Source organism: Bradyrhizobium iriomotense (genome assembly GCF_030160715.1).
GTDB classification, from domain to species: domain Bacteria; phylum Pseudomonadota; class Alphaproteobacteria; order Rhizobiales; family Xanthobacteraceae; genus Bradyrhizobium; species Bradyrhizobium iriomotense.
On sequence record NZ_BSOW01000012.1, the window covers coordinates 110,375 to 135,711 of the forward strand.

Genomic DNA, 25,337 nt, shown 5'->3' on the forward strand with positions numbered 1-25,337 from the left:
AAGGCTCAATGTCTTAATGGTCGCCTAGCCCGGCGGGCCGCCCCAGTCGCCGAGCACGGACTGCACCAGTGCAAGGGCCGCCACCGCCGCCGTATCGGCCCGCAGGATTCGCGGACCCAGGGCCAGGCGCAGGATACGGGGCTGACGCAGGAGCAGGGCGCGCTCCTCCTCGGCAAAGCCGCCCTCGGGGCCGATCAGCACGTCGATGCCGTGAGCCGCATCGCGCGCGGCTTGCAGGCCTTTGAGCGGGCTCTCCGTCGCTGCGGCCTCGTCGCAAAACACCAGCAGCCGCTCTGCGGCACGCTGGCTGAGGAAGCGCTCCAGCGGAACCGGATCGGCCACGGTCGCAAGGCTCAGGATGCCGCATTGCTCGGCCGCCTCGATGACATTGGCGCGCATTCGCTCGCCATTGACGCGCGAGGCCTGGGTGAAGCGGGTCAGCACCGGCTGCAGGGTCGAGGCACCCATCTCCACCGCCTTCTGGACGATGTAATCGAGCCGCGCATGCTTGAGCGGCGCGAAGACATAGGCCAAGTCTGCCAGCCCGTCCTGTGCGCGGGTCTGCTTCAGGATCACGAGGGCATCGGGGCGCTTGCGGCCCTCGATGGCGGCCTGCCATTCGCCGTCGCGGCCGTTGAACGCCAGGATGGGATCGCCGGCGCCAAGCCGCAACACGTTGCCGAGATAGTTGCTCTGGTCACGGTCGAGCACCACCCTGGCGTCCTGGATGAGGTCGGCCTCGACGAACAGGCGGGGGGCGCGAAAGTCGTGGGAAGGCATGCGTTCAGGGTCCAGTTTGCGGCCGTTCTTAACCGAAACCAGGGATTTGGGGGTAAATATTGCCTCCGGCGGGCGTTCCCGTGCCGCGCTCTTGCCCTATTCGACGGGTTGTTAAGAGCCGGCAGGAATCGTAAAAGCGCGAAAATGCCGGTTGCGCTTCAATTGGGAAGACGCCGACCCCCCGTGGATCCTGCCGGAGATACCGCCTTGATGATCCGTCGTTTGATGGTTCCGATCACTGCCGCCATGGTGACGATGGGCGCTGCCAGCGTCCAGGCGCAGAGCGCCTTCCCCGCGCCGCTGCCCGGCCAGGCTGCGGCTCCCGCGAACGATTCCGCTTTTCCGCCGGTCAATGGCCGCGCGCCGGTCGCCAGCATCGGAGCGCCGCCGCAGGCCTCCTCGTTCCCCACCAACGGTGCCCCGCCGGTCGGTGGCGGCGGGTTCAGCGCCGCGCCGCCAAGTCAGCCCAGCGCCGGCTCCGAGCAGTGCATGAAGGGCTTCCTGCCGCTGCGCGAGGAGACCGAGAAGCGCGGCAAGCTGATCAAGGCCGCAAGCGATCGCAAGGCGCCGCCGGATGAGGCCTGCAAGCTGATCAGGAACTTCGTCCAGGCCGAGCAGAAGATGATGAAGTATGTCGAGGTCAACGCCGCCAAATGCGGAATTCCCCCGCAGATCGGCGAGCAGATGAAGGCCGGACACAAGAACGCCGAGAACATGCAGACGAAGGTCTGCCAGATGGCGCAGCAGATACAGCAGCGCGGGCCGGCAGGTCCGTCGCTGAGCGAGGTGCTGGGCTCCGCGTCGGCGCCCGAAGCCAACGTCGCCAAGAAGGGCGGCAACACCTTCGACACGCTCAACGGCAACGTCCTGACCCGATGAGTGATACATCAGCCCGCGTTGCCGATTCCACCGGCAACTGGGTCGATACGCTCGCGCCGCAATGGGCGCGGCCTTATTTGCGGCTGTCCCGCTACGATCGTCCGATCGGCTCGTGGCTGCTGTTGATGCCGTGCTGGTGGTCCGCGGCACTCGCCGCCGGCATGGCGCGTGACATCCGTCATCTGCCGCTCACCATCCTCCTGTTCTTCATCGGCGCCTTCGTCATGCGCGGCGCGGGCTGCGCCTGGAACGACATCACCGACCGCGACCTCGACGCGAAGGTCGAGCGCACGCGCTCGCGGCCGCTGCCCGCGGGGCAAATCACCGTGACACAGGCGTTGGCCTTCCTGGTCGCGCAGGCGCTGGTCGGCCTCGCCGTGCTGCTCCAGTTCAACCGCTTTGCCGTCATGACCGGCATCGCCTCGCTCGTGATCGTCGCCATCTATCCCTTCATGAAGCGCGTCACCTGGTGGCCGCAGGTGTTCCTCGGGCTCGCCTTCTCCTGGGGCGCGCTGATGGGCTTTGCCGTCACCTTCGCGCGGGTCGATCTCACCGCGCTCGTGCTCTATGCCGGCTCGATCGCCTGGGTGATCGGCTACGACACGATCTACGCGCATCAGGATGCCGAGGACGACGCGCTGATCGGCGTCAAGTCCACCGCGCGCCTGTTCGGCGCGCATACGCATCAGGCGCTGATCATGTTCTACGGGCTCGCGGTGATGCTGATCGGCGTCGCGCTCGCCTCCGCCGAAGTGCGCTGGCCGGCCTGGCTCGGCCTCGCCGCTTTTGCCGCGCATCTGGCCTGGCAGATCAGGCGGCTGAACATCGGCGACCCCGCGCTCTGCCTGCGCCTGTTCAAGTCGAACCGCGATGCGGGACTTTTGCTGTTTGCGGGATTGCTGACGGATGCGGCGATGCGGGCCGCCTAAACCGCAACCCGCAAATTCTCAGTTCCGCGCGATGATCTCGCGCTCGTCGCGATGAACCGGCAGATCGCGCGCGACGCCGGCGCGCCGGCGCACCAGGAATTTCGGACGGCGATCGCGGATCGCGTTGCGGCGGCGGCGCCGGGCTGCGGGATCGCGCCGTTTTTCGTCCAGCCGGGGCAGGGCGAAGATCTCGCTCCACATCGTCCACGCCTTCGCGATCTCCTCGGCATCGGCACTGACGAGAAGCGGAACGGCGAGCGAAGGATCGCGATGCACGAGGACGAGCATTTGCGTGTCGTCGATGCCGCGGAGCGCAATGCCGGTGAAATCGCTGACGCGGACGTTGACGGCCATCTGCATGCCGCGCACGGCACGGCGCAGCACGACGCGTTCGCGATGAAGCTCGATCTGCCTGACATGGCCGTCGGCGCGCGGATCGTGCGCATCGAAACGGACCGGCAGAGAAAGAGGGTCGAGCCGCAAGGAGCGGCTCGACCCGGCGGGATTAGCCCCGCTTGTTGCTGTTTGACGCCTCACGGCTCTTAGTCTCCCCGCCGGGATTATGTTCCCGGTCGATGCGAGGACCTTAGCGCGAGGTGTTGCGGAAACCGCTTAAAAAGGCTGGTTAAGGAGGCGTCACCGCTGCGCATGATTGACAAGACCTTGGCGCGCATGATTGACGGGACGTTGCGCGAAAGGCGAGAATCTGAGCTTTTCGTGGCCTGAAAATGCTTGAAGTCCGCTCCAATTGGGCACATCTGGTGGGCTTGGCCGCTACAGGCTTCGAAACCGCCAATCCCGACAGGATTTCGTTCGTGAACGCTTCACCATCCGCAAGCTCGACGCTTTCGTCCAAGGCCAACCGCGACCTGTTCGATCAGTCCGCACTTTCAGATCTCGCGCAGCGGCTGGTTGAGGCGGCCAAGCGTGCCGGCGCGGACGCGGCCGATGCCGTTGCCGTGCGCGGCATCTCGCAGGGCGTCGAGGTCCGTGACGGCCGCGTCGAGGAATCCGAGCGCTCCGAGGGCGACGATGTCGGCCTGCGCGTGCTGGTCGGCCAGCGCCAGGCGGTGGTCTCGACCAACGATGTCAGCGGTGACGCCGTGACCAAGCTCGCGGAACGCGCGGTTGCGATGGCGAAGGTCGCGCCAACAGACAAATATGTCGGCCTCGCCGATCCCGCGCTGCTCGCGCGCGACTTCCCCGATCTCGATCTGCTCGATCCCGACGTGCCTGCGACCGCCGAGCTCGAGCGGCGCGCGCTGGAAGCGGAAGCCGCGGCGCTCGCCGTGAAAGGCGTGACGAAATCCGGCGGCGCGTCGGCCTCTGCCGGCATCGGCGGCATGGTGCTGGTGACCAGCACCGGTTTCCACGGCTCTTACCTGCGCTCCAGCCAGGGCATCTCGGCCACCGCCATTACCGGCGAAGGCACGAGCATGGAGCGTGACTACGATTTCACCTCGGCGCCGCATGCCGTCGATCTGTTGTCGCCGGAAACCGTCGGCCGCTCCGCTGGCGAGCGCACCGTGGCGCGCTTCAATCCGCGCAAGGTCGAGACCTGCAAAGTGCCCGTCGTGTTCGATCCGCGCGTCGCGGGCTCGCTGGTCGGCCATCTCGTCGGTGCCATCAACGGCGCTTCGATCGCGCGCAAGACCAGCTTTTTGAAGGACAAGCTCGGCCAGCAGCTCTTTGCGAAAAATATCCGCATCATCGACGATCCCCTGCGCAAGCGCGGCCTGCGCTCGCAGACCTTCGACGCCGAAGGCGTCGCGGTAAAGAGCCAGGCGCTGGTCGACGAGGGCGTGCTGACGACGTGGCTGCTCGACTGCGCGACCGCGCGCGAGCTCGGGCTTGTGACCACCGGCCACGCCCATCGCGGCGTCTCCTCCTCGCCTTCGCCGGGGCCGTACAATCTGCATCTCGAAGCCGGAACGCCGACACCGGCCGAGCTGATCTCCGACATCGCCCAGGGCTTCTACGTCACCGACCTGATCGGCTCCGGCGTCAACGGCGTCACCGGCGACTACAGCCGCGGCGCCTCCGGCTTCTGGATCGAGAACGGCAAGACCACCTATCCCGTCAGCGAGGTCACGATCGCGGGCCACCTGTTCGAGATCTTCAAGTCGATGCAGCCGGCCAACGATCTTCAGTTCCGCTACGGCATCAATGCGCCGACCGTGCGCATCGAGGGTTTGACGCTTGGCGGACGCTGACGCGAGCTCGATCGACCAGACCATCCTGAAACGCGACGCGGCGCTGCTGAAGGATACGGTGCGGGAAGCTGGGAGCCTCGCTCATGCGATGTTCCGCACCGAGCTGAAGAAGTGGATCAAGGGCGCCTCCTCGCCGGTCTCGGAAGCCGACATCGCCGTCAATGATCTCCTCGAAGCGCGCCTGCGCGCTGCGACGCCGGACTATGGCTGGCTCTCGGAGGAGAGCGCAGACGACGCGGCGCGGCTCGAGCGGCGCCTGGTCTGGGTGGTCGATCCCATCGACGGCACGCGCAACTATCTCAATGGCCATGACGACTGGTGCGTCAGCGTGGCGCTGGTCGAGAATGCTTCGCCCGTGCTCGCCGCGGTCTTTGCGCCGACGACCGGCGAGTTCTTCTTCGCTGCGCGCGGACGCGGCACGACCTTGAACGATGTGCCCGTGCGGGCGACGCAAGGGTCGGAGCTCGATTTCTCCCGGGTTGCCGGGCCGAAGCCGCTGGTCGAGCGCCTCAAGCCGTCGCTGGGCGAGATCACGCTGCATCCGCGTATAGGCTCGCTGGCGCTCCGCCTCTGCCGGGTCGCCCACGGCGCGCTCGATGCGGCTTTTGCGGGGGGCAACAGCCATGACTGGGACCTTGCGGCGGCCGATTTGATCGTGCAGGAAGCGGATGGTAGGATGAGCGACCTCTCCGGAGATCCCCTCCTCTATAATCGCCGGGAAGTGGCGCACGGGGTGCTGGTGGCCGCGGGCCGCGATCGTCATGCGAACATTGTCGCGCATTTTCGAAAGCGCCCCTTGCCCTGAGCGCGTCCGTTGTGCTTATCGATCACTGCTTGCCGGGCAGCTCGTTAGGAAGAAAACCCATGCCAGATAGTGCCCCGCAACAACTGCTTCATCTCGTCATCGGTGGCGAACTGCTCGATCTCGAGCACAACACCTTCAAGAACCTGGACGACGTCGAGATCGTCGGCCTTTATCCGAACTATGCGACGGCTCACGCCGCCTGGCGGGCCAAGGCGCAGATGACCGTCGACAACGCCCAGATGCGCTATTTCATCGTTCACCTCCACCGGCTGCTCGACCCGGATCAAGAATCGAAGCAGGCGCGTTGAAAAGACTGCTTCGCAATACGCTGCGAAGCAGCTTCGTTCAGCGTGCCGTCGGGTTCCTGGCGGCCGAATATCTGCGTCTGGTCTGGCGGACCAACAAGTTCACGTTCGATCCGCCGGACGTTTATGGCCAGGTCGAGCCGCGGATTCCGGCGATCTTCGCCTTCTGGCACGGCCAGCATTTCCTGACGCCGTTCATCAAGAACAAGGAATCCTACCGGGCCAAGGTCCTGATCTCCCGGCACCGCGACGGCGAGTTCAACGCCATCGCGGTGGAGCGGCTCGGCATCGGCACCATTCGCGGCTCCGGCGACCATGGCGGCGCTTTCCACCGCAAAGGTGGTGTCGGGGCCTTCAGGGAAATGGTGCAGTCGCTCCAGGACAACTATAATGTGGCACTCACTGCCGATGTCCCGAAGCGCGCGCGCGTGGCCGGGCTCGGCATCATCATGCTGGCAAGGGAATCAGGGCGGCCGATCATGCCCTTCGCGATGGCGACCAGCCGCTACATCCGGCTCAAGAACTGGGATCGCACCACCATCAATTTGCCATTTGGGCGAGGCGCATTGGTGGGCATCAAGGAAATCAACGTCCCGCCGGACGCCGACGCCGCCACCATGGAGGCGCTGCGACAGGAGCTGGAGGAGACGTTGAACGAAGCGACCCGCCGCGCCTATGCACAACTCGGCCGCCCGGAACCGGACCATGCCTAATTCACTGCCGATGACGCTGCGGATGTACCAGCGGCTGTCATCCGGCCTGGTGCCGCTCGCGCCTGCGCTGATCAAGCGCCGGCTCAGGCAAGGCAAGGAGGACCCGGCCCGCGTCGGCGAGCGGCGCGGCCTCAGCGATGACGTGCGGCCCCACGGTCCGCTGGTCTGGATCCACGGCGCGAGCGTCGGCGAGGTGCTGGCCGCAGCTGCGCTCGTCCAGCGGCTGCGCGACCTCAATTTGCGCATCCTGCTGACGTCAGGCACCGTGACCTCGGCCGCGGTGGTGGCCAAGCGCTTTCCGCCCGACGTCATCCACCAATACGTGCCGTACGATTCGCCGCGCTACGTCGCGCGCTTCCTCGATCACTGGCAGCCGTCGCTGGCCCTGTTCATCGAATCCGATCTGTGGCCGAACCTGATCCTGGCGGGTGCCGCGCGGCGCGTGCCGATGGTCCTGATCAACGGGCGGATGTCGCCGCGCTCCTTCCCGCGCTGGCGGCGGGTGCAGGGGACGATCTCCGCGCTGCTCTCCAAGTTCGACATTTGCCTTGCGCAGTCGAAGACCGACGCCGAGCGCTTTGCCGCGCTCGGCAGCCAGAACGTCGTCACCACGGGCAACCTCAAGCTCGACGTGCCGGGCCCGCCCGCCGATCCCGCAAAACTCGAGCGGCTGATGGCGGTGACGCGGGGACGTCCCATCATCGTCGCGGCCTCGACCCATCCGGGCGAGGACGAGATGCTGATCTCGGCGCATCGCACGCTCGCCGGCTTCTTCCCCTCGCTCCTGACCGTGATCGTGCCGCGCCATCCCGATCGCGGCGCGTCGATATCGGGGTTGATCACGGCGGCGGGCCTGAAGGGCGGCCAGCGCTCACGCGAGGAGCTGCCGACGGCTGCGACCGACATCTATGTCGCCGACACCATGGGCGAGCTCGGCCTGTTCTACCGTCTGTCGCCGATCGTGTTCATGGGCAAGTCGCTGGCCGGGCATGGCGGTCAGAACCCGATCGAAGCGATCAAGCTCGGCGCTGCCGTCGTCCACGGACCGCACGTCGCTAATTTCACCGAGCTCTACGAGGCGCTCGATAAAAGCGGCGGCGCGCGCGTGGCAGAGACGCAAGAGGCGCTGGTGAAACAACTCGGGCAATTGCTGGCCGATCCCGCGGTGTGCGAGACCGTGCATCAAGCGGGCGCCGGCGTGGTCGAGCGGCTTGGCGGCGCGCTGGATCGCACGCTGGTGGCGCTCGAGCCCTATCTGCTTCAGCTCCGGCTCGAGATGGGAGCCGCCAATGCGTGAGCCGGCCTTCTGGTACCGGCCACGTTCGTTCAAGTCGCATTTCCTACGGCCGCTCGGCGCGCTCTATGGCGCGATCGCCGAGCGTCGCATGATGCGCAAGGGCTTTGATGCCGGCATTCCCGTGCTCTGCGTCGGCAACTACCATGTCGGCGGCGCCGGCAAGACGCCGACGGTGCTGGCGCTGACCAAATTGCTGCGCGCACTCGGCGAATCTCCGATCGTGCTCAGCCGCGGCTATGGCGGGCGCTTGCAAGGGCCGGTGATGGTCGACGCTGCTGGGCACAGTGCGGCCGACGTCGGCGACGAGCCGCTGATGATGGTGCGCGAGGTGCCGGTTGTGGTGGCGCGCGACCGCCTCGACGGCGTCGCGCTTGCGAGGTCGCGAGGAGCGACCGTGATCCTGATGGATGACGGCTTCCAGAATCCGCGCATCCTGAAGGATGCCTCGCTCATCGTGATCGACAGCGCGCGCGGGATCGGCAACGGCAAGGTGTTTCCCGCAGGTCCCCTGCGCGCGCCGCTGAAAATGCAGATGTCGCGCACCGACGCGCTTGTCCTGATCGGCGACGGACAGGCCGCGGACGATATTGCCGCCGAGATCACAGCGCGCGGAAAACCGGTGCTGCGCGCGCGCCTGAAGCCGGAGGCTGCGTCGGTGGCAAGCCTGTTCGGCAAACCGGTGCTCGCCTTCGCCGGCATCGGCGATCCCGAGCGCTTCTTCCGCACGCTGCGCGCCAGCGGCGTCGAGGTCGCGCGCACGCGTCCTTTCGCCGATCATCACATGTTCTCGAAGGCCGAGATCGATGCGCTGGTGGATGAGGCAAGCCGCGAGCAGCTCACGCTCGTCACCACCGAGAAGGACCTCGCGCGCCTGCGCGGCATGGCGGGCCTTGCCGCCGACATCGTGCCGTTCGCGGTCACGCTGGAATTCGACGATACGCCAAGCCTGCGCAGTTTCGTCAGCGATCGCCTGTTCAAGGCGCGGGAGAGAAACTTCGCGGGGCGCTAAATTCTCCGGTGTCGTCCTGGCGAAAGACAGGACCCAGTACCCCGAATGTTTGTTCTTGAATTCAATGCGGCCCTGATCATCGCCACACATACAGCAGTGGTAATGGACCCTGGCTTTCGCCAGGGGGCGACCATGGGGATGGTTCATTCACGCGACGTTCATCGCCAGGCTCCTATCGGTTTGCGCTCGAACAGGAGAATTCGCGTGAAGCTGTCGTCGATCGCCCTCGCGACCGGTCTTGTGTGTCTGATCGTCGCTTCCGTGTCCGCGCAGACGTCGTCGCCGGCTGCCCCGAGCAGTCCGACGAGCACGGTGCCGGTTCCGGCGACCAAGCGCGTCACGTGCCTTGCCACGACGGCGAGCCTGAAGGGCCAGGACAAGCGCGACCAGATGCAGCTTTGCATGGCGCAGGCGCGCGTCGACTGCCTCAAGCAGGCGATCGATCAGAAGGTCGTCGGCGAGCCCAGGAAGGATTTCGTCAAGAGCTGCGTGGGGATGGAAAGTGCGGAGCAGTAGATGCGGTCCGCGGCCATCACTCCTGCGACTTCAGAGCGCGCGGATAATGCCGTTGCAGCACGGCGGCCGGCTGGGCGTAGGCTTCTTGCAGGTCGACGCTCCAGTATTTCAGCTCGTCGAGCGGGATCCGCGTGTCGGTCACGGCGCAGCGCACATAGGTCCCCGGCGAGATCACGCGGAAATCGCCGTCCAGATATTGCACCTGCGCTTCGCCATGGCCCGAGGGGCCGAACTTGTTCAGCACGGTCGATCGTCTCCGTGGAAGCCCGCGTGAGGGGCGTGATTTGGTGGATTTCGATCTAGCATAGATAGGGTCGCTTGTCCGCCCGTTAAACCCACCGATTTGTGATGTTTTGCAGGCATTTCAGCGTGATAATTCTGCGGCGAAGGATCGTTGGTCCCGGTCCGCTCATGACCCGGCAGTCTCCGATGCGCCTTCTGTTCACCGTCCTCTTCGCAATGCTCCTGATGTCGGCCGCTCGCGCCGCGCCCGCGCTCGCGCCGCAGGCGATCGAGATTCCGCTCGCGTCGGGAGCACTGCACGCGCAGCTCTACAAGCCTGACGGCGATGGTCCGTTTCCGACCGTGATTGCGCTCCATGGCTGCGGCGGTCTCGGCGGCCATTCCGATCCCGTGCTGCCGCGCTACCGCGACTGGACCGAGCAACTGCTCAAGGCCGGCAACGCGGTGCTGTGGCCCGACAGCTACGGCTCGCGCGAGCTCGGGCCGCAATGCCGTGTCAAGGACGTTCACGTCAAGGCGCGGCGCGAGCGTGTCGCCGACATCGCGGCGGCGCGCAGCTGGCTGATGAAGCAGCCCTGGGTCGCGCGCGACCGCGTCAGCCTGATCGGCTGGGCCAACGGCGCGAGCGCGCTGCTCTGGGCCGTGCGTCCGCAAAACGCCGGCCGTGACGGTGCGCCGGATTTTCGCGCCGCGATCGCGTTCTATCCGGACTGCCGCATCTCGGCCGGGCTCGGCTGGAGCACGCGCGTGCCGACGCTGCTGCTGATCGGCGGCAAGGACGACATCTCCTCGCCGCCGGCCTGCCGCCAGATGGTGGACGGCGCCTACGGCCGCAGCGCGCTCGCGCGCATCGTGGTCTATCCCGGCGCCTATCACGATTTCGACCGCGCCAACCTGCCGCTGCACGCGCCTGCCAGTAGCCCCGACGTGGCAACGCCCGATCGCGGCCATCTCGGCACCGACACCGAGGCCCGCGCGGATTCGCAGAAGCAGGTCGCCGAATGGCTGGCGCGGTGAGGGACGCGCTGTAGGTCCCGTAGCTCGGATGAGCGTAGCGATATCCGGGAAGGCCGGTCCCGCATGTCGCTGCGCTCATGCGGGCTACGCGTCTATCCCGGCCTGCTGGCACTTCGCCAAGCGGGGCCGCCCGAGGAACAATTTGGCAGCGGACAGCCCCGCATCGACCACCGCCCTGCACAGGTCGTCATGGCCGACACCGCGAGCTACGGATCGTGCAAGATGCCGGTTTCAGCGCCGATCCTGCGGCCGCGTGTCATAGTTCGACCATGATGTCGGCTAAACGCCATTCGTCATGATGAACCGCTTCGTCCTGTTCTCCTCCGCACTGGTCGTCTTCACCATCGCGATCCTGCTCTATGAGGCCCACGCCGGCGCCCCGATGGCCGCACCGGAACATTGCGGCTTCTGGACCACGATGGATGCGGGATTGTCGTGCCGGTAGGCGAAGGCGCGCGACGTCATCTCTGACTGCGCGCCTCATTTTCAGTGTCATCGCCCGCGAAGGCGGGCGATCCAGCATTCCAGAGACAGGGACGAATACGAGAGGCCGCGGCGTACTGGATTCCCCGCTTTCGCGGGGAATGACAGCGGTGGTGGGGAAGCACCGCGCCGCCGTCGCTCCTAAAACAAGCTTCCCTGATCCACGGGCTTCGCCACGCGCTTAGGCGCCGGCTTCGCCTCGCGCGACGCGGCCTTGGGCTGCGTGCGCGCCTCAGGCGCCGGCCGGTCCGCATCCGCGGTTGCGCCCACGCGTCCATCGGCAAACTCGATTTCGAGCCGCGCGGCCGGGCCGATGGCATCGGCGGCATGCACGGGATGTCCGGCCTCATCGCGCACCAGCGCGAAGCCGCGGGCGAGCACGCCGCGGTAGGACAGTGCGGAGAGCAGTTTGCCGCTGTTCTCGACGCGCGCATCGAGCCGGTGCAACAGCGTCGTCAGCGCGCGCTGGGCGCGCTCGGAAAGGCGATGGGTGCGCTCGCGCTGGCGGGCGATCGCATTGCGCTGCGCCTGCGCGTTGGAGAGTCTTGAGGCGCGCAGGCGCACCTCGAGACCGGCAAAGCGGTCGCGTCGCTGTCGCAACAAGGATCGCGCGGAAAGGCCGAGCCGTTCGCCGCACACCGTGAGCCGATGATCGGCCTGTGCGATCTGGCCGTGCAGCACCCGCAGCGTCAGCCGCGCGCTGGTCGCGGCAAAGCGGCGGAAATGCGCATGCGTGTTGGCCTTGAGCCCGCGGGGCAGCGCGGCGCTCGCGGAATCCAGCCGCTGCCGCGGGATCGCCAGGAGGTCGCTTGCCGCGGGCAGGGCGCGCGCTGCGGCGCGCAGCTCGTTGCGGCGGCTCTCCTGGCCGCGCTGCCACGAGGCGCGGGTACGGCGCGCGAGATCGGCGACCTCGACGAACAGATCGCTGCGCACCGGGACCGCCATCTCGGCGGCCGCCGTCGGCGTCGGCGCGCGCTTGTCGGCGGCGAAATCGATCAGCGTAATGTCGGTCTCGTGGCCGACGGCCGAGATTAGCGGGATCATGCTCTCGGCGGCTGCCCGCACCACGATCTCCTCGTTGAACGACCAGAGATCCTCCAGCGAGCCGCCGCCGCGCGCCACGATCAAGACGTCGGGCCGCGGAATCTTGCCGCCCTCCGGCAGCGCATTGAAGCCGCGGATCGCAGCGGCGATCTGCTCGGCGGAGCCTTCGCCCTGCACCTTGACCGGCCACACCAGCACGCGCCGGGGAAAGCGGTCCTCCAGCCGATGCAGGATGTCGCGGATCACGGCGCCGGTCGGCGACGTCACGACGCCGATCACCTCCGGCAGCCAGGGCAGGAGTTGTTTGCGCGCCTCGTCGAACAGGCCTTCGGCCGCGAGCTTCTTCTTGCGCTCCTCCATCAGCGCCATCAGCGCGCCGATGCCGGCGGGCTCCAGCGCCTCGATCACGATCTGGTACTTCGAGGAGCCGGGATAGGTGGTGAGCTTGCCGGTCGCGATGACCTCGAGCCCCTCCTGCGGTTTGAAGCGCATCCGCCCATGGACGCCCTTCCAGATCACCGCCTCGATCTTGGCGCTCTCGTCCTTGAGCGCGAAGTAGCAATGGCCGGAAGAATGCGCGCCGCGGAAACCGGAGATCTCGCCGCGGACCCGGACATGGCCATAGGTGTCCTCGACCGTCCGCTTCAGGGACAGCGAGAGCTCGGAGACGGTGAATTCGGGCGTGTTGAGCAGGGGTTCCGCTGAAGGCATCGGCAAACGATTCGGCATTTGGGGATCGAACCTGACGTTAAGGATTTTCACGCGCCAGCGCCAATCAAGGGGGTTGATCGAAAGAGTACTCTGTAATATAGAGTTATCTAGAAATGGTAAGGTCAACGGAGTTTGAGCCATGGCGATGCGGTTGCTGCGAGGTATTTTGAGCCTGTTGAAATGGGGCCTGTGTGCGATCGGCGCGGTGGCGCTGATCTTCACTGCGATGATCGCAACGCCACTGCAGCGACCGCCCGAACTGCGCTCGGTCTCGGACTCCGTGAAGGGTGTCGATTTCTCGACCTTGCCGGCGCTCGAACGTTTCCAGGCCCGTGACGGCACTTGGCTCGGCTTCCGCCACTATGCCCCGAGTGGGCAGCCGACCGGACGGGGCGCGGTCTTCATCCATGGCTCCTCGGGCTCCAGCGCAACGGTCAACCACGCCCTGACCGCCGCGATGGCCACGCGCGGGGTGGAGACCTGGGCGCTCGACACGCGCGGCCACGGCGCCTCCGGTACGCGTGGCGATATCGGCTATGTCGGCCAGCTCGAGGACGACCTTGTCGATTTCGTCGCCTTCCTGCGCCGGACGGCGCCGGATCTGCCGCTCACCCTGGTCGGGCATTCCGCTGGCGCCGGTTTTGCGCTGCGCGTGGCCGCAACCCCCATCATGCAGGACATGTTCGTCCGCACCGTGCTGCTCGCGCCCTATCTCGGCTACGACGCGCCGACCAATCAGCCGAATTCCGGTGGCTGGGCCAATGCCGACATTCCGCGCCTGCTGGCGCTCAGGGCGCTGCGCAAGCTCGGCATCGATTGCTGCTCGGAGCTTCCCGTGCTCGCTTTGGCGGTGCCGCCGAATTCAGCCAAGATTCTCGTGCCGACCTATTCGGAGCGGCTGATGCGCAACTTCGCGACGCGGGGTTATCGCATCGATCTGCCGGCGCTGACGCACCCGCTGACGATCTTCGGTGGCGCCGAGGATGAGATGATGATCTCCAGCAGATATGCCGAGGCCGTGCAGGCGGTGAAGCCGTCGGTCGACGTCAAGCTCATCGAGGGTGTCAACCACATGGGCATCGTCACCAATCCGAAGGCCGTCTCGGCGATCGCCGAAGACGTCGCAACGCGGGGAGCGGGCCAGTCATGATCGACAGCAAGCAGGCCTCCGAAGCGCTGGCCGAGATCCGGCACGTGCACCAGTCGCTGATCGACGATCTCGCCAGCCAGATCATGATGATGTGGGGTGGGCCGCCCCAGCGCTCGCCGAGCGTGCTGATACCGCCGGCGCCACAGCCGGTTGGCGGCGATGCGTGGAGTATCCGATGAAGAACCTGTTCGAAGCTGGAAAACTGCTGCTGCTCGACATGGCGGCGACGCTGTTTTTTCTCGTGCTTTATCTGCTGACGCACAACGTCACCCTTTCGGTGGTGCTCGGCATGGCGCTGGGCTTGGCCCAGATCGGCTGGCTGCTGGCGCACCGCAAGCCGATCGACACCATGCAATGGATGAGCCTGTTCCTGGTGCTCGGCGCCGGCATAGTCACGCTGATCACCAACGATCCGCGATTCGTGATGATCAAGCCGAGCGTGATCTACGTGATCGTCGGCGTCGTGATGCTGAAGCGGAGATGGATGAACCGCTATCTGCCGCCGATTGCGCTCGAGCTGGTGCCGGATATCGCAGTCATTGTCGGCTACGCCTGGTCGGGCCTGATGTTCTTCTCCGCGGCGTTGAATATGATCGTGGCCCTCAATTTCGACGTCGGGACCTGGTCGGCGACCATGTCGATCTATGGCATCGTCAGCAAGGCCATGATGTTCCTGATCGGTTACACGGCGATGCGCGCCATTGGCGTCGCGCGCAAACGACGTCGGCAGCTCGACGTGGTCGGCGAGCGCGCCCACGGTGCCGAGTTGGTGGGGAAGGCGCCATGATCGCGGCAATCGCTTGGGGTGGCCTGAAGGCCATCGTCGCGGGCCTTGCTGTCGTCGGCTTCGCCGGATTGGTGCTGGCGTGGCTGATCGCAACGCCAATCCGCCGACCGCCGGAATTGATTTCGGTTTCGGCCACGGCGCGCGCCGTGGATCGCAGCGACATGCCCGGGCTCGAACGCTTTCATGCCCGCGAGGGCACCGAGCTGGGATACCGGCATTATCCGGCCCGCGCGCCGGCAACCGGGCAGATCGCCATTGTCGTGCACGGCTCATCGGGATCGAGCATGTCCGTCCATGCATTGGCAAAGGGGCTCGCCGGGCGTGGCATTGATACCTACGCGCCCGACATTCGCGGTCATGGCGCTTCCGGCACGCGCGGCGACATCGGCTACATCGGCCAGCTCGAGGACGATCTTGCGGACTTCGTCGGCGAGATCCGTAAGGCCAATCCCGCCGCGCCACTCACTCTGATCGGCCATTCCGCCGGCGGCGGGTTCGCGCTGCGGGTGGCCGGCTCGCCGATCCAGAACCTGTTCGAGCGCACGGTGCTGCTGGCGCCCTATCTCGGCTACGATGCGCCGAGCAGCCGGGAGGACGCGGGCGGATGGGCCAGTCCGGACATTCCGCGTTTCCTCGCTCTGTCGATGCTGCGCCGCCTCGGAATCGTCTGCTGTGAATCCTTGCCGACTATTGCCTTTGCCGTCGGACCGAATACCAGTGCGATCCTGGCGCCAACCTATTCCTATCGCCTGATGCGCAATTTCGGCAGCTCGAACAGTTATCGCGACGATCTTGCCGCCGCCGGCAAACCGGTTGCCGTGTTCGCCGGTGCCGCAGATGAGTTGATGTTTCCGGACAGATTCCACGAGGCCGTCGGTCGGCGTGCCCAGGTCAAGCTGATCGCCGGCGTCGATCACATGGGGATCGTAAGCGATCCTGCGGCGGTATCGGCGATTGCGGATGAAATGGTGAGAGCGGGGAGCGGATCATGACCGGCATCGATTCCAAGGACGCTGCGTCGGCGCTCAAGGAGATCGACGACATCGTCCAGCGTGTGCGGCAGTCGCGGCTTTATGAAATGGCGAGCCTCGCGGCGATGTGGTGGGGCGTGCTGGTGTTCGCCGGCAATGTCGCGACGTGGCTCTGGCCGACTTACGGCGCCTACATCTGGATCAGCGTCAACGTCGCCGGCGTGATCGGTTTGTTCGCGCTCAGCGCCTACAACCGGTCACGCACCGGCGTGCAGACCTTTGATCTCAGAGTATTCGTGACGTTCATGTTGTTTTTCGCGTTCGGCATCTTCTGCGTCAACGTCCTCGGACACTTCAGCCCGCGCCAGCAGGGCACATTCTGGCCGCTCTATTTCATGCTGTTCTACACCATGGCCGGGCTGTGGTTCGGCTACGCGCTCGTCGCCATCGGCCTTGGCATCATCGCGCTGACGCTGTTCGGCTACTACACCATCGGCGCGGCGTTCCCGTTGTGGATGGCCTTCGTCAACGGCGGAGGCCTGATCCTCGGCGGGCTCTGGATGCGGCGGATCTAGCCGATGGCCGAGCTCGACGACATCATCCACCAGCCGCTGCGGCTCAAGATCATGGCGGCGCTGAACGCGCTGCCGGGGGCGACGGGCCTTGAATTCTCCCGCCTCAAGAAGCTGACCGGCGCCACCGATGGTAATCTAGGCGCGCATATCGAAACATTGGCCAAAGCCGGCTACGTCTCGGTGGACAAGGCCTTCGTCGGCAAGAAGCCGCAGACCACGGTTACCGCGACCGCGACGGGACGCGTCGCCTTCGCGCGGCACGTGGCGACATTGCAGGAGATCATTGCGGGGAAGCAGGGCTAGTCCCACCCCCGTCGTCATTCCGGGCTCGCGCCAAGGGGCGCGCCCCGGAATGACGGGAGAGGGGTCGTAGCCCCCTTGAGACGGGCGCGGATTCGTGCGACCGACGCGTCCAGCACACCCCCGTTTTGAGACTCGCATGCACATTCTCCTGCTCGGTTCCGGCGGCCGCGAACATGCGCTGGCATGGAAGATCGCGGCGTCTCCCCTGGTGACCAAATTCTGGTGCGCACCGGGCAATGCCGGCATTGCGCGCGAGGCCGAATGCGTCACGCTCGACGTCGCCAACCATGCCGCCGTGATCGACTTCTGCAAGACCAATGCGGTCGATCTCGTCGTGGTCGGCCCGGAGACGCCGCTTGCCGCCGGCATCGTCGACGATCTCACGGCCGCGGGCATCAAGGCGTTCGGCCCGAGCAAAGTGGCAGCCCAGCTCGAAAGCTCGAAGGGTTTCACCAAGGCGCTGTGCACCGAATTCGGCATTCCGACCGGCGCGTATAAGCGCTTTACCAACGCCACTGAGGCGCTCGCCTACGTCCACTCTCAGGGCGCGCCGATCGTGGTCAAGGCCGATGGTCTTGCCGCCGGCAAGGGCGTCGTGGTCGCCAAGACCCTGCGCGAGGCGGAAGACGCCATCGCCATGATGTTCGACGGCGCGTTTGGCGAGGCCGGCGCCGAGGTCGTGATCGAGGAGTTCTTGCCAGGCCGCGAGATCAGCTTCTTCGCGCTGTGCGACGGCGAGACCGCCATCCCGCTGGCCTCCGCGCAGGACCACAAGCGCGTGTTCGACCATGACGTCGGCCCGAACACGGGCGGCATGGGCGCCTATTCGCCGACGCCGCTGGTGACGCCGGCGATCCACGACGCGATCATGGCAAGAATCATCTTGCCGACGGTCGCCGGCATGAAGCAGCGCGGCACGCCGTTCCGCGGCGTGCTCTATGCCGGGATCATGCTGACGACGCAGGGCCCGAAGCTGTTCGAGTTCAACGTCCGCTTCGGCGATCCCGAGTGCCAGGTGCTGATGCTGCGCATGATGTCGGACATCGTGCCGGCCCTGCTCGCCTCCTGCGACGGGCAACTCAAGAACTTCGATCTGCGCTGGTATCCGGAATCCGCGCTCACCGTCGTGATGGCCGCGAAGGGCTATCCCGGCGACTACCAGAAGGGCACCCGCATCGAGGGGCTCGATGAGGCCGCTAAGGTCGACACCGTCGAGATCTTCCATGCCGGCACCGTCGCCAGGGACGGCGCGATCCTCGCCAATGGCGGCCGCGTGCTCAATGTCTGTGCGCTGGGCAAGACCGTGACCGAGGCGCAGGCGCGCGCCTACCAGGCCGTCGACCGCATCCGCTGGCCGGACGGCTTTTGCCGCCGCGATATCGGCTGGCAGGCGGTGGAAGCGGAGAAGGCCAAGAACTGACTGCCGTTTTTCGGAATGGCGCGCATTGGGGAGCATCCTTGCCGGCAACGGCCGTGCTCCTTTGCATGGGGTTGTTTTTGATATTTTGGTTGGCGGGTGCCCGCGGCCGCTCGATGGGTGCCCCGGAATGACAATCAAGGGAGGAGATGGAACCCATGTCCGATCTCGCCGACCTCTACCCGGGCTTTGCCTCCGAATGGATCAACACCTCCTCGGGCCGCATCTTCGCGCGGGTCGGCGGCAAGGGGCCGCCGCTCCTGCTGCTGCACGGTTTCTCCGAGACCCATGTGATGTGGCATCGCGTGGCGCCCGAGCTCGCTGATCGCTTCACGCTCGTCATCGCCGACCTGCCGGGCTACGGCTGGTCGGATATGCCGGGCAGCGATGCGCAGCATACGCCCTATAGCAAGCGCGCGATGGCCAAGAGCATGGTGGAGGCCATGGAGCAGCTCGGCCACGTGCATTTCGCGCTGGCCGGCCACGACCGCGGCGGTCGCGTCTCCTATCGCCTCGCGCTCGATCATCCCGGCCGGCTGTCGCGGCTCGCGGTGCTCGATATCCTGCCGACCTATGATTACTGGGAGCGCATGAATCGGCAGTATGCCCTGAAGATCTATCACTGGACTTTCCTGGCGCAGCCCGCCCCGTTGCCGGAAACGCTGATCGCGAGCAACGGCGAATTCTTCCTGCGCTTCAAGATGGCGAGCCAGACCAAGGCGAAGACGCTGGACGCGATCGACAAGCGCGCGCTCGAGCACTATCTCGCGCCGTTCCGCGATCCCGCCCGCGTGCACGCGATGTGCGAGGACTATCGCGCCGGCGCCTATTTCGACTACGAGCTCGACAAGGCGGATTTCGAGGCCGGCAGGAAGATCCCGATCCCGATGCTCGCGCTCTGGGGCAATGCCGGCGTCGCCCAAGCCGCCGCCACGCCGCTCGACACCTGGAAGCAATGGGCAACCAATGTCGAGGGCATGCCGGTGGACTCGGGACACTTTCTGACCGAGGAGAATCCGGCGGTCACAGCAAAGGCGCTGCGCGCGTTTTTCCTCGCGAGCTAACGCCTCTCGCGGAAGAACTCGCGCAACAGCCGCGCCGCCTCGCTCTCGCCGACGGCCGAGTAGACCTCCGGGGCGTGATGGCAGGTCGGGGAGGCGAAGAACCGCACCCCCGACTCGACCGCGCCGCCCTTGGGGTCGGCCGCGCCGTAATAGAGCCGCCTGACCCTTGCAAAGGAGATCGCGCCCGCACACATGGTGCAGGGCTCGAGGGTCACGTAGAGGTCGCAATCGACCAGCCGCTCGCTGCCGATCTTCCTGGCGGCTTCGCGCAGCGCGATGATCTCGGCATGGGCCGTGGGGTCGTGGTCGGTCAGTGTCCGGTTGGCGGCGGTCGCGATGACCTCGTAATTGCGCACCACGACGCATCCGATCGGAACTTCGCCCGATTTTCCGGCATTTTCGGCCGTTTTCAGTGCCAAATCCATGAAAGAAGGGGCTTTCATGCCTCGTATCATCGCCAGAAACCTGCTACTAGCTCCGCCTTCAGCAAGAGTGGATACCGATTTTGCCTGAGCATGCGGCTCGGAACGAGCGCGCACAATGCTTTCTGGCCACCCCCAAGTGAGATTATTCATGCCCCGCGACAGCGACAAAGACAACGATTCCCGCGGCCGGCGTGATCGAGGCCCGGCCAAAGGCCGCAGCGGCAAGCCGCGCGGCCCCGAAAAGAAGTTCGCCAAGCGCGGTTTTGCCGGCAAGGGCGATCGCGACGAGCGCCCGTCCCGCGGCGACCGCGACAGCCGCCCGTTCCGCCGCCGCGAGGATGGCGATGCACCGCGCCGCGACTATGGCGACCGGCCGCGCTTCAAGCGCGATGACCGCGGTCGCGAGGACCGCGGCGAGCGCAGCTTCAAGCCGCGTGGCGACCGCCCGTTCAAGCCGCGCGGAGAGCGTCCGCAGTTCGACCGTGACGAGCGTGCGCCGCGCGGCCGTGATCGCGACGACTCCCGTCCGTCCGGCCGCTTCAGTGAAAAGAAGTTTGGCGACAAGCGGCCCTACACACCGCGTGGCGAGCGTCCGGAACGCAATTTTGACGGCGAGCGGAAATTCTCGCGGGGCGGACCGGATCGCGAGCGCGACCGTGGGGATCGCGAGCGCGGCGATCGCCCGCGCTCCTTCGGTGATCGCAAGCGCAGCTTCGACGACCGCCCGCGTGATCGCGATGATCGTCCCCGCAAGAGCTTTAACAAGGACTTTGGCGGCCGCGATCGTGGCGAGGAAAAGCCCTGGCGTCAGCGCGACGACCGGCGCGAAGGCGGCCGCGGCGAGGACCGTCCGCGCTTTTCGCGCTCGCGCGACGATCGTGCGTCGGGCGATCGTCCGTTCCGCGAGCGGCCGAAGTTTGATCGGCCCCGTCGTGATGGCGATGGCGAACGTGGTGGGCGCGGCGGCGACCGCCCGAAATTCGATCGTCCGCGCGAGCGCTCCGAGGGTCGCTCCGACTGGCACGAGCATCCGCGTAGCGAAGGCCGCTTCCGCGATCGGCCGCGCCGCGACAATGAGGACGACAGCAGGATCTTCGAGAAGCGTCCGGCCTTCGGCGGCCGCGGCGCCTATCGCGAGCGCGATCGTGATTTCGACCGGCGGCCGCGTCGTGAGGAAGAGCCGAAGCCGAAGAAGGCAGGCGAGCGCATCGCCAAGGTCCTGGCCCGCGCGGGCCTCGCCTCGCGCCGCGATGCCGAGGAGATGGTCACGCAGGGCCGCGTCACCGTCAACGGCCGCGTCATCAACTCGCCCGCGCTCGACGTCACGCAGAACGACGTCGTCGCCGTCGACGGCAAGCCGTTGCCGCCGCGCGAGCGCACGCGGCTGTTCCTCTATCACAAGCCGCGCGGGCTGATGACGACGCATGACGACCCCGAAGGGCGGCCGACCGTGTTCGACAACCTGCCGGAAGGCCTGCCGCGGCTGATCAGCGTCGGCCGGCTCGACTTCAACACCGAAGGGCTCTTGCTGCTCACCAATGACGGCGGGCTCGCGCGCACGCTCGAATTGCCCGACACCGGCTGGCTGCGCCGCTACCGCGTCCGCGCCCATGGCGAGATCACGCAGGCGCAGCTTGACGCCTTGAAGAACGGCATCGAGGTCGAGGGCGTCAAATACGGCCCGATCGACGCCACGCTCGAGCGCGACCAGGGCGCCAATGTCTGGCTGGTGTTCGCGATCCGCGAAGGCAAGAACCGCGAGGTGCGCAACGTCTGCGCCCATCTCGGGCTCGAGGTGAACCGGCTGATCCGCGTGTCCTACGGTCCGTTCCAGCTCGGCGAGGTCCCCGAAGGCCAGGTCGACGAGATCAAGTCGCGTGTGCTGCGCGAGCAGCTCGGCGACAAGGTGATCGAGAAGTCGGGTGCGCAGTTCGACGTGCCGCAAAAGTCCTCGTCGCGCGATGACGACGCAGCGGTCGAGCAGAAACCGTACAAGCGCGCAGTGATCAACGACCGCAAGGGCCGCCGCGTGCTGGTGCAGCGCACCGGCAGCGAGGAGGCGCGCGAGCGCAACGAGATGGAAGCTGCCGGCTACGGCCCGCCGCGCCGTCCCAAGCGCGGCTATCACGGCAAGCGCGATCTCAGGCCGAAAGACGAGTAAATGCGCGTCGTCGGCGGACGATTGAAGGGGCGCAATCTCGCCTCGCCGTCCTCGCGCGACATCCGTCCCACGGCGGATCGTCTGCGCGAATCCGTGTTCAACATCCTCGTGCACGCCTATGACGATCCGATCGAGGACGCGCGCGTGCTCGATCTTTTCGCCGGCACCGGCGCGCTCGGCATCGAGGCGGCCTCGCGCGGCGCGAAATTCACGCTGTTCGTCGACAACGGCGCCGAGGCGCGTGCGCTGCTCCGCAACAATGTCGAGGCCTTGGGCTTGGGCGGTGTGACGAAGGTCTATCGTCGCGATGCAACCGATCTCGGCCCTGCGCATCCCGTCGAGCCGTTCTCGCTGGTGTTCCTCGATCCCCCCTATGGCAAGGGTTTTGCGGAGAAGGCGCTTGCGTCGTTGCGTGACGGCGGCTGGCTGACATCCGGTGCGCTGGTGGTGGTCGAGGAGGCAAAGGCCGCGCAATTCGCCGCACCTGAAGGCTTCGAGGAATTGGAGCGGCGCGCGTACGACGACACGGAGTTCGTGTTTCTAAGGAGGCCGTAGCTTCGTAGGGTGGATTAGCGCTAACCCACCTCATTGGATTCCGCGGAGACTGAAGTGGTGGGTTACGCCTTCGGCTAACCCACCCTACGAGACCGAGCGCTTACCTTCGCCCGAACAGCTTCTCGACATCCGCAAGCTTCAATTCCACATACGTCGGCCGGCCGTGATTGCACTGGCCGGAGTTCGGCGTCTCCTCCATCTCGCGGAGCAATGCGTTCATTTCCTCCGGCTTGAGCCTCCGGCCCGCGCGCACCGAACCGTGGCAGGCCATGGTGGCCGCCACATGCATCAGGCGGCGCTCGAGCGGGAGCGCCTCGTCCCACTCGGCCATGTGTTCGGCGAGATCGCGCAACAGGCCACCTGCATCAGCCTTGCCGAGCAGCGACGGCGTCTCGCGTACCGCGACGGCGCCGGGTCCGAAGGATTCGATCGCGAGCCCGAACGAAGCCAGCTCGTCGCCGCGCGCGAGCAGCCGCTCGACCGTCGCCTCGTCCATCTCGACGATCTCGGGGATCAGGAGGATCTGCCGCTGCACGCCGTTCTTCGCCAGCGACGCCTTCAGCCGTTCATAGACGATGCGCTCATGGGCGGCGTGCTGGTCGACGATGATGAGACCGTCGCGGGTCTGCGACACGATGTAGGTCTCGTGAATCTGCGTGCGCGCAGCGCCAAGCGGACGGTCGACCAGGTCGCCGACGGGCTGCGTCTCGATTCTCACGTCCGCCGTCGGCGCGCCGACGTCGAAGGCAGCCTGCACGCGCTCCGCGAAAGCAGGCGCGGCAGTACCCTCGAAGGACGGTAGCGGCGCCGTCGGGGCGGAGGGTGACTGCCGCCAGTCCCAGTTGCCGGGGCGCGGCGTAAACGCGGAGCGGAATGACGACAGCGCGCTGCCCCCGCTATTGGCGGCGGTGCGTCGTCCCTCGCGCGCGAGACCTTCCTTCAATCCGTGCACGATCAGCGCGCGCACGAGCCCGGCATTGCGAAAACGTACCTCGGTCTTGGCCGGGTGGACGTTGGCGTCGACCTCGCGCGGGTCGAGGGTGACGAACAGCGCCAGTACCGGATGGCGGTCGCGCGGTAGATAGTCGGAATAGGCCGCGCGCACCGCGCCGAGGATCAGCTTGTCGCGCACGGGTCGCCCGTTGACGAAGAGATATTGCCCGAGCGCGTTGGCGCGCGTCAGCGCGGGTGCGGCTGCATAGCCTGCGACCACCACGCCGTCGCGCTCGGCATGAACCTCGATGGCGTGGCTGCGAAATTCCGCTCCCAAAATGTCGCCGAGCCGCGTCAGCCGGCCGGCTGCGCCGGGCAGGGCAGCGGCCCAGGTCACCGGTGCGCGCTCTTCGCCGGCGAGCGTGAAGGCGATGTCGGGCCGCGCCATCGCCAGCCGCCGCACCACCTCGCGGATCGCCTCGGCCTCGGTGCGGTCGGTCTTCAGGAATTTCAGCCGCGCCGGTGTCGCGTAGAAGAGGTCGTTGACCTCGACGCGCGTGCCATGCGCAAGGGCCGCCGGCATGATCTCGGACTTCTCGCCGCCCTCGACCGACAGCGCCCAGGCGTGCGGCTCGCTGGCGTTGCGCGTGGTGATGGACAGCCGCGCGACCGAGCCGATCGAAGGTAGCGCCTCGCCGCGGAACCCGAGCGTGCGGATTTGCAGGAGGTCCTCGTCGTCGAGCTTCGAGGTGGCGTGGCGGTCGACTGCGAGCGACAGGTCTTTCGCCGTCATGCCGCTGCCGTCATCGGTGATGCCGATCCGCCGCCGCCCGCCGCCATCGGTGAACACGTCGATGCGGCTCGCGCCGGCATCGATCGCATTCTCCACGAGTTCCTTGACCACACTCGCCGGACGCTCGACCACCTCGCCGGCGGCGATGCGGTTGACGACTTGCTCAGGAAGCTGGCGGACGGGCATGGCTCACTCGATGAATCCCGTCAATCTAGCTTTGCCAGGACGAAAATACATGGGCAAATCCAGACTGCCCACATGCCAATCCATGTTCCGCGCTGCCGCATATGCGGTGATCAATTCCGCGAAATGGCCCCGAAATCCCTAAACGATGACCACACGAGGTGGATTGCATAGCCATCGCGCCGTTCGCGCTCTTTCCGCGATGACATGGCTCGGTGCTGGCGAACGGCGTGGAGAAGCGCCGGGCCGTTCATCGCGAAACAAAATCCAGGAGAAATGGATGAAGTTGGTGAAGACCTCCGTGATCGCATGCGCCCTCTCGGCCCTGATTGCGACGCCCGTTCTTGCACAGGGTGCGTCGACCGACGCCAAGACGCGCGGCACCGTGCAAAGCAAGCCCATGCAAGGCGGCCTGTCCGGCAGCGAAGATGAGGATTTGGGCGCGCAGGGCGGAGCTGCGGGCGAGAAGATGGGCATGAAGTCGACCAAGGGAACGAAGGGCACGGTCGGCACCACCGGGAGCGCGACGCATAAAGGCACGGTCGACGATTCCACGTCAGGCGGTGCCGCCACCGGCAAGCGCTACTGACGCAGATATCCAAAACGGCAAACCTCCGGTCGCGCTGCGACCGGAGGTTTTTTGCGTTCAGTCGTCGAAGCCGCGGCCGCCGCGCCCGGCCTTGATGTCGCCGCGGCGCTTCTTGCCGTCGAGCCGGCGCTGCTTGGAGGCGAAGGTCGGCCGCGTCGCGCGGCGCGGCGTCGGCCGCACCATGGCCTCGCGCAGCATCTCGAGCAGGCGGTCGATCGCGTCCTGGCGGTTGCGCTCCTGGGTGCGAAAACGCTGTGCCTGGATCACGATGACGCCGTCCTTGGTCATGCGCTGGCCGGCGAGGCGCGCAAGGCGCAAGGCGGCGTCCTCCGGCAAGGTCAGCTTGCGCGTGTCGAAGCGCAGTTGCGCCGAGGTCGCGACCTTGTTGACGTTCTGTCCGCCCGGGCCGGAGGCGCGGACGAAGCCGATCTCGATGTCGTCTTCATCGATGACGAGATCGCGGGAAATCCGCAGCATGATGGCACCA

At 66.4% G+C, this 25,337-nt stretch carries 29 protein-coding genes; 22 read left to right on the forward strand and 7 right to left on the reverse strand.

Annotated features, from left to right (window positions below):
- Positions 1 to 24: 24 nt before the first annotated feature.
- Complete coding sequence (locus QQL28_RS18395; protein ID WP_284267475.1) at positions 25 to 780, reverse strand: 16S rRNA (uracil(1498)-N(3))-methyltransferase; 756 nt, start codon at positions 778 to 780, stop codon at positions 25 to 27.
- A gap of 210 nt (positions 781 to 990) precedes the next feature.
- Here QQL28_RS18395 and QQL28_RS18400 point away from each other — a divergent pair, with 210 nt between their 5' ends.
- Together QQL28_RS18400 and ubiA are read left to right on the forward strand one after the other, a co-directional pair.
- Positions 991 to 1,659: a hypothetical protein gene (locus QQL28_RS18400; protein ID WP_284267476.1), complete on the forward strand. Its 669-nt coding sequence runs from the start codon at positions 991 to 993 to the stop codon at positions 1,657 to 1,659.
- Positions 1,656 to 2,588, forward strand: a complete 933-nt coding sequence (gene ubiA, locus QQL28_RS18405) for a 4-hydroxybenzoate octaprenyltransferase (protein ID WP_284267477.1) — start codon at positions 1,656 to 1,658, stop codon at positions 2,586 to 2,588. The genes QQL28_RS18400 and ubiA overlap by 4 nt, the downstream gene beginning before the upstream one ends.
- Positions 2,589 to 2,606: 18 nt before the next feature.
- On the opposite strand, the gene QQL28_RS18410 is transcribed toward ubiA, so the two are convergent.
- Entirely contained in the window at positions 2,607 to 3,125 is a 519-nt protein-coding gene (locus QQL28_RS18410; RefSeq protein WP_284267478.1) for a DUF6101 family protein, read from the reverse strand.
- Between the two features lie 278 nt (positions 3,126 to 3,403).
- Between QQL28_RS18410 and QQL28_RS18415 the strand changes: the two genes are divergently transcribed.
- The 7 genes from QQL28_RS18415 to QQL28_RS18445 all read left to right on the forward strand — a co-directional run bounded on the left by QQL28_RS18415 (position 3,404) and on the right by QQL28_RS18445 (position 9,446).
- Positions 3,404 to 4,801, forward strand: coding sequence for a TldD/PmbA family protein (locus QQL28_RS18415; protein ID WP_284267479.1), 1,398 nt, complete (start codon positions 3,404 to 3,406; stop codon positions 4,799 to 4,801).
- Complete coding sequence (locus QQL28_RS18420; protein WP_284267480.1) at positions 4,788 to 5,606, forward strand: 3'(2'),5'-bisphosphate nucleotidase CysQ; 819 nt, start codon at positions 4,788 to 4,790, stop codon at positions 5,604 to 5,606. Before QQL28_RS18415 ends, QQL28_RS18420 begins: the two co-directional genes overlap by 14 nt.
- Before the next feature lie 59 nt (positions 5,607 to 5,665).
- Positions 5,666 to 5,914: a DUF4170 domain-containing protein gene (locus tag QQL28_RS18425; RefSeq protein WP_284267481.1), complete on the forward strand. Its 249-nt coding sequence runs from the start codon at positions 5,666 to 5,668 to the stop codon at positions 5,912 to 5,914.
- The gene (locus QQL28_RS18430) at positions 5,911 to 6,624 is read left to right on the forward strand and encodes a lysophospholipid acyltransferase family protein (protein WP_284267482.1); all 714 of its coding nucleotides are present in this window, start codon (positions 5,911 to 5,913) and stop codon (positions 6,622 to 6,624) included. Before QQL28_RS18425 ends, QQL28_RS18430 begins: the two co-directional genes overlap by 4 nt.
- Positions 6,587 to 7,921 carry a 3-deoxy-D-manno-octulosonic acid transferase gene (locus QQL28_RS18435; RefSeq protein WP_284267483.1) on the forward strand — a complete coding sequence of 445 codons (1,335 nt, stop codon included), beginning with the start codon at positions 6,587 to 6,589 and terminating at the stop codon, positions 7,919 to 7,921. The genes QQL28_RS18430 and QQL28_RS18435 overlap by 38 nt, the downstream gene beginning before the upstream one ends.
- Entirely contained in the window at positions 7,914 to 8,930 is a 1,017-nt protein-coding gene (lpxK, locus tag QQL28_RS18440) for a tetraacyldisaccharide 4'-kinase (RefSeq protein ID WP_284267484.1), read from the forward strand. Before QQL28_RS18435 ends, lpxK begins: the two co-directional genes overlap by 8 nt.
- 204 nt (positions 8,931 to 9,134) lie before the next feature.
- Positions 9,135 to 9,446 (forward strand): hypothetical protein, encoded by a 312-nt coding sequence (locus QQL28_RS18445; protein ID WP_284267485.1) that lies wholly within the window; start codon positions 9,135 to 9,137, stop codon positions 9,444 to 9,446.
- A gap of 16 nt (positions 9,447 to 9,462) precedes the next feature.
- On the opposite strand, the gene QQL28_RS18450 is transcribed toward QQL28_RS18445, so the two are convergent.
- Positions 9,463 to 9,690, reverse strand: coding sequence for a DUF2093 domain-containing protein (locus QQL28_RS18450; protein WP_284267486.1), 228 nt, complete (start codon positions 9,688 to 9,690; stop codon positions 9,463 to 9,465).
- A gap of 185 nt (positions 9,691 to 9,875) precedes the next feature.
- Here QQL28_RS18450 and QQL28_RS18455 point away from each other — a divergent pair, with 185 nt between their 5' ends.
- The gene (locus tag QQL28_RS18455) at positions 9,876 to 10,706 is read left to right on the forward strand and encodes a dienelactone hydrolase family protein (protein ID WP_284267487.1); all 831 of its coding nucleotides are present in this window, start codon (positions 9,876 to 9,878) and stop codon (positions 10,704 to 10,706) included.
- A gap of 295 nt (positions 10,707 to 11,001) precedes the next feature.
- A complete protein-coding gene (locus QQL28_RS18460; RefSeq protein WP_284267488.1) occupies positions 11,002 to 11,151 on the forward strand; it encodes a hypothetical protein in 150 nt (49 codons plus the stop codon).
- Positions 11,152 to 11,330: 179 nt separating this feature from the next.
- On the opposite strand, the gene xseA is transcribed toward QQL28_RS18460, so the two are convergent.
- Entirely contained in the window at positions 11,331 to 12,944 is a 1,614-nt protein-coding gene (gene xseA, locus QQL28_RS18465) for an exodeoxyribonuclease VII large subunit (RefSeq protein WP_284267697.1), read from the reverse strand.
- A 139-nt stretch (positions 12,945 to 13,083) separates the two neighbouring features.
- Between xseA and QQL28_RS18470 the strand changes: the two genes are divergently transcribed.
- The 8 genes from QQL28_RS18470 (at position 13,084) to QQL28_RS18505 (ending at position 19,211) form a co-directional block, all read left to right on the forward strand.
- Entirely contained in the window at positions 13,084 to 14,094 is a 1,011-nt protein-coding gene (locus QQL28_RS18470) for an alpha/beta hydrolase (protein WP_284267489.1), read from the forward strand.
- On the forward strand, positions 14,091 to 14,273 hold the full coding sequence (locus QQL28_RS18475) for a hypothetical protein (RefSeq protein ID WP_284267490.1): 183 nt from the start codon (positions 14,091 to 14,093) through the stop codon (positions 14,271 to 14,273). The genes QQL28_RS18470 and QQL28_RS18475 overlap by 4 nt, the downstream gene beginning before the upstream one ends.
- Positions 14,270 to 14,881: an inner membrane-spanning protein YciB gene (locus QQL28_RS18480; protein WP_284267491.1), complete on the forward strand. Its 612-nt coding sequence runs from the start codon at positions 14,270 to 14,272 to the stop codon at positions 14,879 to 14,881. The genes QQL28_RS18475 and QQL28_RS18480 overlap by 4 nt, the downstream gene beginning before the upstream one ends.
- A complete protein-coding gene (locus QQL28_RS18485) occupies positions 14,878 to 15,873 on the forward strand; it encodes an alpha/beta hydrolase (RefSeq protein ID WP_284267492.1) in 996 nt (331 codons plus the stop codon). Before QQL28_RS18480 ends, QQL28_RS18485 begins: the two co-directional genes overlap by 4 nt.
- A complete protein-coding gene (locus tag QQL28_RS18490) occupies positions 15,870 to 16,427 on the forward strand; it encodes a hypothetical protein (protein ID WP_284267493.1) in 558 nt (185 codons plus the stop codon). The genes QQL28_RS18485 and QQL28_RS18490 overlap by 4 nt, the downstream gene beginning before the upstream one ends.
- Before the next feature lie 3 nt (positions 16,428 to 16,430).
- Complete coding sequence (locus QQL28_RS18495) at positions 16,431 to 16,730, forward strand: winged helix-turn-helix domain-containing protein (RefSeq protein ID WP_284267494.1); 300 nt, start codon at positions 16,431 to 16,433, stop codon at positions 16,728 to 16,730.
- 136 nt (positions 16,731 to 16,866) lie between these two features.
- Entirely contained in the window at positions 16,867 to 18,150 is a 1,284-nt protein-coding gene (gene purD / locus QQL28_RS18500) for a phosphoribosylamine--glycine ligase (protein ID WP_284267495.1), read from the forward strand.
- A gap of 155 nt (positions 18,151 to 18,305) precedes the next feature.
- Positions 18,306 to 19,211, forward strand: coding sequence for an alpha/beta fold hydrolase (locus QQL28_RS18505; RefSeq protein ID WP_284267496.1), 906 nt, complete (start codon positions 18,306 to 18,308; stop codon positions 19,209 to 19,211).
- Here the strand turns inward: QQL28_RS18505 and QQL28_RS18510 are convergent.
- Complete coding sequence (locus QQL28_RS18510) at positions 19,208 to 19,666, reverse strand: nucleoside deaminase (RefSeq protein ID WP_284267497.1); 459 nt, start codon at positions 19,664 to 19,666, stop codon at positions 19,208 to 19,210. The two genes, QQL28_RS18505 and QQL28_RS18510, sit on opposite strands and share 4 nt — an antisense overlap.
- Before the next feature lie 118 nt (positions 19,667 to 19,784).
- Here QQL28_RS18510 and QQL28_RS18515 point away from each other — a divergent pair, with 118 nt between their 5' ends.
- The gene (locus QQL28_RS18515; RefSeq protein WP_284267498.1) at positions 19,785 to 21,797 is read left to right on the forward strand and encodes a pseudouridine synthase; all 2,013 of its coding nucleotides are present in this window, start codon (positions 19,785 to 19,787) and stop codon (positions 21,795 to 21,797) included.
- On the forward strand, positions 21,798 to 22,352 hold the full coding sequence (gene rsmD / locus QQL28_RS18520; RefSeq protein WP_284267499.1) for a 16S rRNA (guanine(966)-N(2))-methyltransferase RsmD: 555 nt from the start codon (positions 21,798 to 21,800) through the stop codon (positions 22,350 to 22,352).
- 100 nt (positions 22,353 to 22,452) lie between these two features.
- Here rsmD and mutL read toward each other — a convergent pair whose 3' ends face one another.
- The gene (gene mutL / locus QQL28_RS18525; RefSeq protein WP_284267500.1) at positions 22,453 to 24,264 is read right to left on the reverse strand and encodes a DNA mismatch repair endonuclease MutL; all 1,812 of its coding nucleotides are present in this window, start codon (positions 24,262 to 24,264) and stop codon (positions 22,453 to 22,455) included.
- 277 nt (positions 24,265 to 24,541) lie between these two features.
- Between mutL and QQL28_RS18530 the strand changes: the two genes are divergently transcribed.
- Positions 24,542 to 24,850: a hypothetical protein gene (locus QQL28_RS18530; RefSeq protein WP_284267501.1), complete on the forward strand. Its 309-nt coding sequence runs from the start codon at positions 24,542 to 24,544 to the stop codon at positions 24,848 to 24,850.
- A 57-nt stretch (positions 24,851 to 24,907) separates the two neighbouring features.
- Here the strand turns inward: QQL28_RS18530 and arfB are convergent, their stop codons facing one another.
- Positions 24,908 to 25,327 carry an alternative ribosome rescue aminoacyl-tRNA hydrolase ArfB gene (gene arfB, locus QQL28_RS18535; protein WP_284267502.1) on the reverse strand — a complete coding sequence of 140 codons (420 nt, stop codon included), beginning with the start codon at positions 25,325 to 25,327 and terminating at the stop codon, positions 24,908 to 24,910.
- Positions 25,328 to 25,337 lie beyond the last annotated feature (10 nt).

Coding starts and splice junctions, on each gene's coding strand:
- QQL28_RS18455 (WP_284267487.1), top strand. CDS start 9,876: ATGCGCCTTCTGTTCACCGTCCTCTTCGCAATGCTCCTGATGTCGGCC.
- arfB (WP_284267502.1), bottom strand. CDS start 25,327: ATGCTGCGGATTTCCCGCGATCTCGTCATCGATGAAGACGACATCGAG.
- xseA (WP_284267697.1), bottom strand. CDS start 12,944: ATGCCTTCAGCGGAACCCCTGCTCAACACGCCCGAATTCACCGTCTCC.
- QQL28_RS18495 (WP_284267494.1), top strand. CDS start 16,431: ATGGCCGAGCTCGACGACATCATCCACCAGCCGCTGCGGCTCAAGATC.
- QQL28_RS18515 (WP_284267498.1), top strand. CDS start 19,785: ATGCCCCGCGACAGCGACAAAGACAACGATTCCCGCGGCCGGCGTGAT.
- QQL28_RS18395 (WP_284267475.1), bottom strand. CDS start 780: ATGCCTTCCCACGACTTTCGCGCCCCCCGCCTGTTCGTCGAGGCCGAC.
- QQL28_RS18530 (WP_284267501.1), top strand. CDS start 24,542: ATGAAGTTGGTGAAGACCTCCGTGATCGCATGCGCCCTCTCGGCCCTG.
- purD (WP_284267495.1), top strand. CDS start 16,867: ATGCACATTCTCCTGCTCGGTTCCGGCGGCCGCGAACATGCGCTGGCA.
- QQL28_RS18505 (WP_284267496.1), top strand. CDS start 18,306: ATGTCCGATCTCGCCGACCTCTACCCGGGCTTTGCCTCCGAATGGATC.
- QQL28_RS18400 (WP_284267476.1), top strand. CDS start 991: ATGATCCGTCGTTTGATGGTTCCGATCACTGCCGCCATGGTGACGATG.
- rsmD (WP_284267499.1), top strand. CDS start 21,798: ATGCGCGTCGTCGGCGGACGATTGAAGGGGCGCAATCTCGCCTCGCCG.
- ubiA (WP_284267477.1), top strand. CDS start 1,656: ATGAGTGATACATCAGCCCGCGTTGCCGATTCCACCGGCAACTGGGTC.
- lpxK (WP_284267484.1), top strand. CDS start 7,914: ATGCGTGAGCCGGCCTTCTGGTACCGGCCACGTTCGTTCAAGTCGCAT.
- QQL28_RS18470 (WP_284267489.1), top strand. CDS start 13,084: ATGGCGATGCGGTTGCTGCGAGGTATTTTGAGCCTGTTGAAATGGGGC.
- QQL28_RS18510 (WP_284267497.1), bottom strand. CDS start 19,666: ATGATACGAGGCATGAAAGCCCCTTCTTTCATGGATTTGGCACTGAAA.
- mutL (WP_284267500.1), bottom strand. CDS start 24,264: ATGCCCGTCCGCCAGCTTCCTGAGCAAGTCGTCAACCGCATCGCCGCC.
- QQL28_RS18435 (WP_284267483.1), top strand. CDS start 6,587: ATGCACAACTCGGCCGCCCGGAACCGGACCATGCCTAATTCACTGCCG.
- QQL28_RS18480 (WP_284267491.1), top strand. CDS start 14,270: ATGAAGAACCTGTTCGAAGCTGGAAAACTGCTGCTGCTCGACATGGCG.
- QQL28_RS18485 (WP_284267492.1), top strand. CDS start 14,878: ATGATCGCGGCAATCGCTTGGGGTGGCCTGAAGGCCATCGTCGCGGGC.
- QQL28_RS18475 (WP_284267490.1), top strand. CDS start 14,091: ATGATCGACAGCAAGCAGGCCTCCGAAGCGCTGGCCGAGATCCGGCAC.
- QQL28_RS18425 (WP_284267481.1), top strand. CDS start 5,666: ATGCCAGATAGTGCCCCGCAACAACTGCTTCATCTCGTCATCGGTGGC.
- QQL28_RS18490 (WP_284267493.1), top strand. CDS start 15,870: ATGACCGGCATCGATTCCAAGGACGCTGCGTCGGCGCTCAAGGAGATC.
- QQL28_RS18460 (WP_284267488.1), top strand. CDS start 11,002: ATGATGAACCGCTTCGTCCTGTTCTCCTCCGCACTGGTCGTCTTCACC.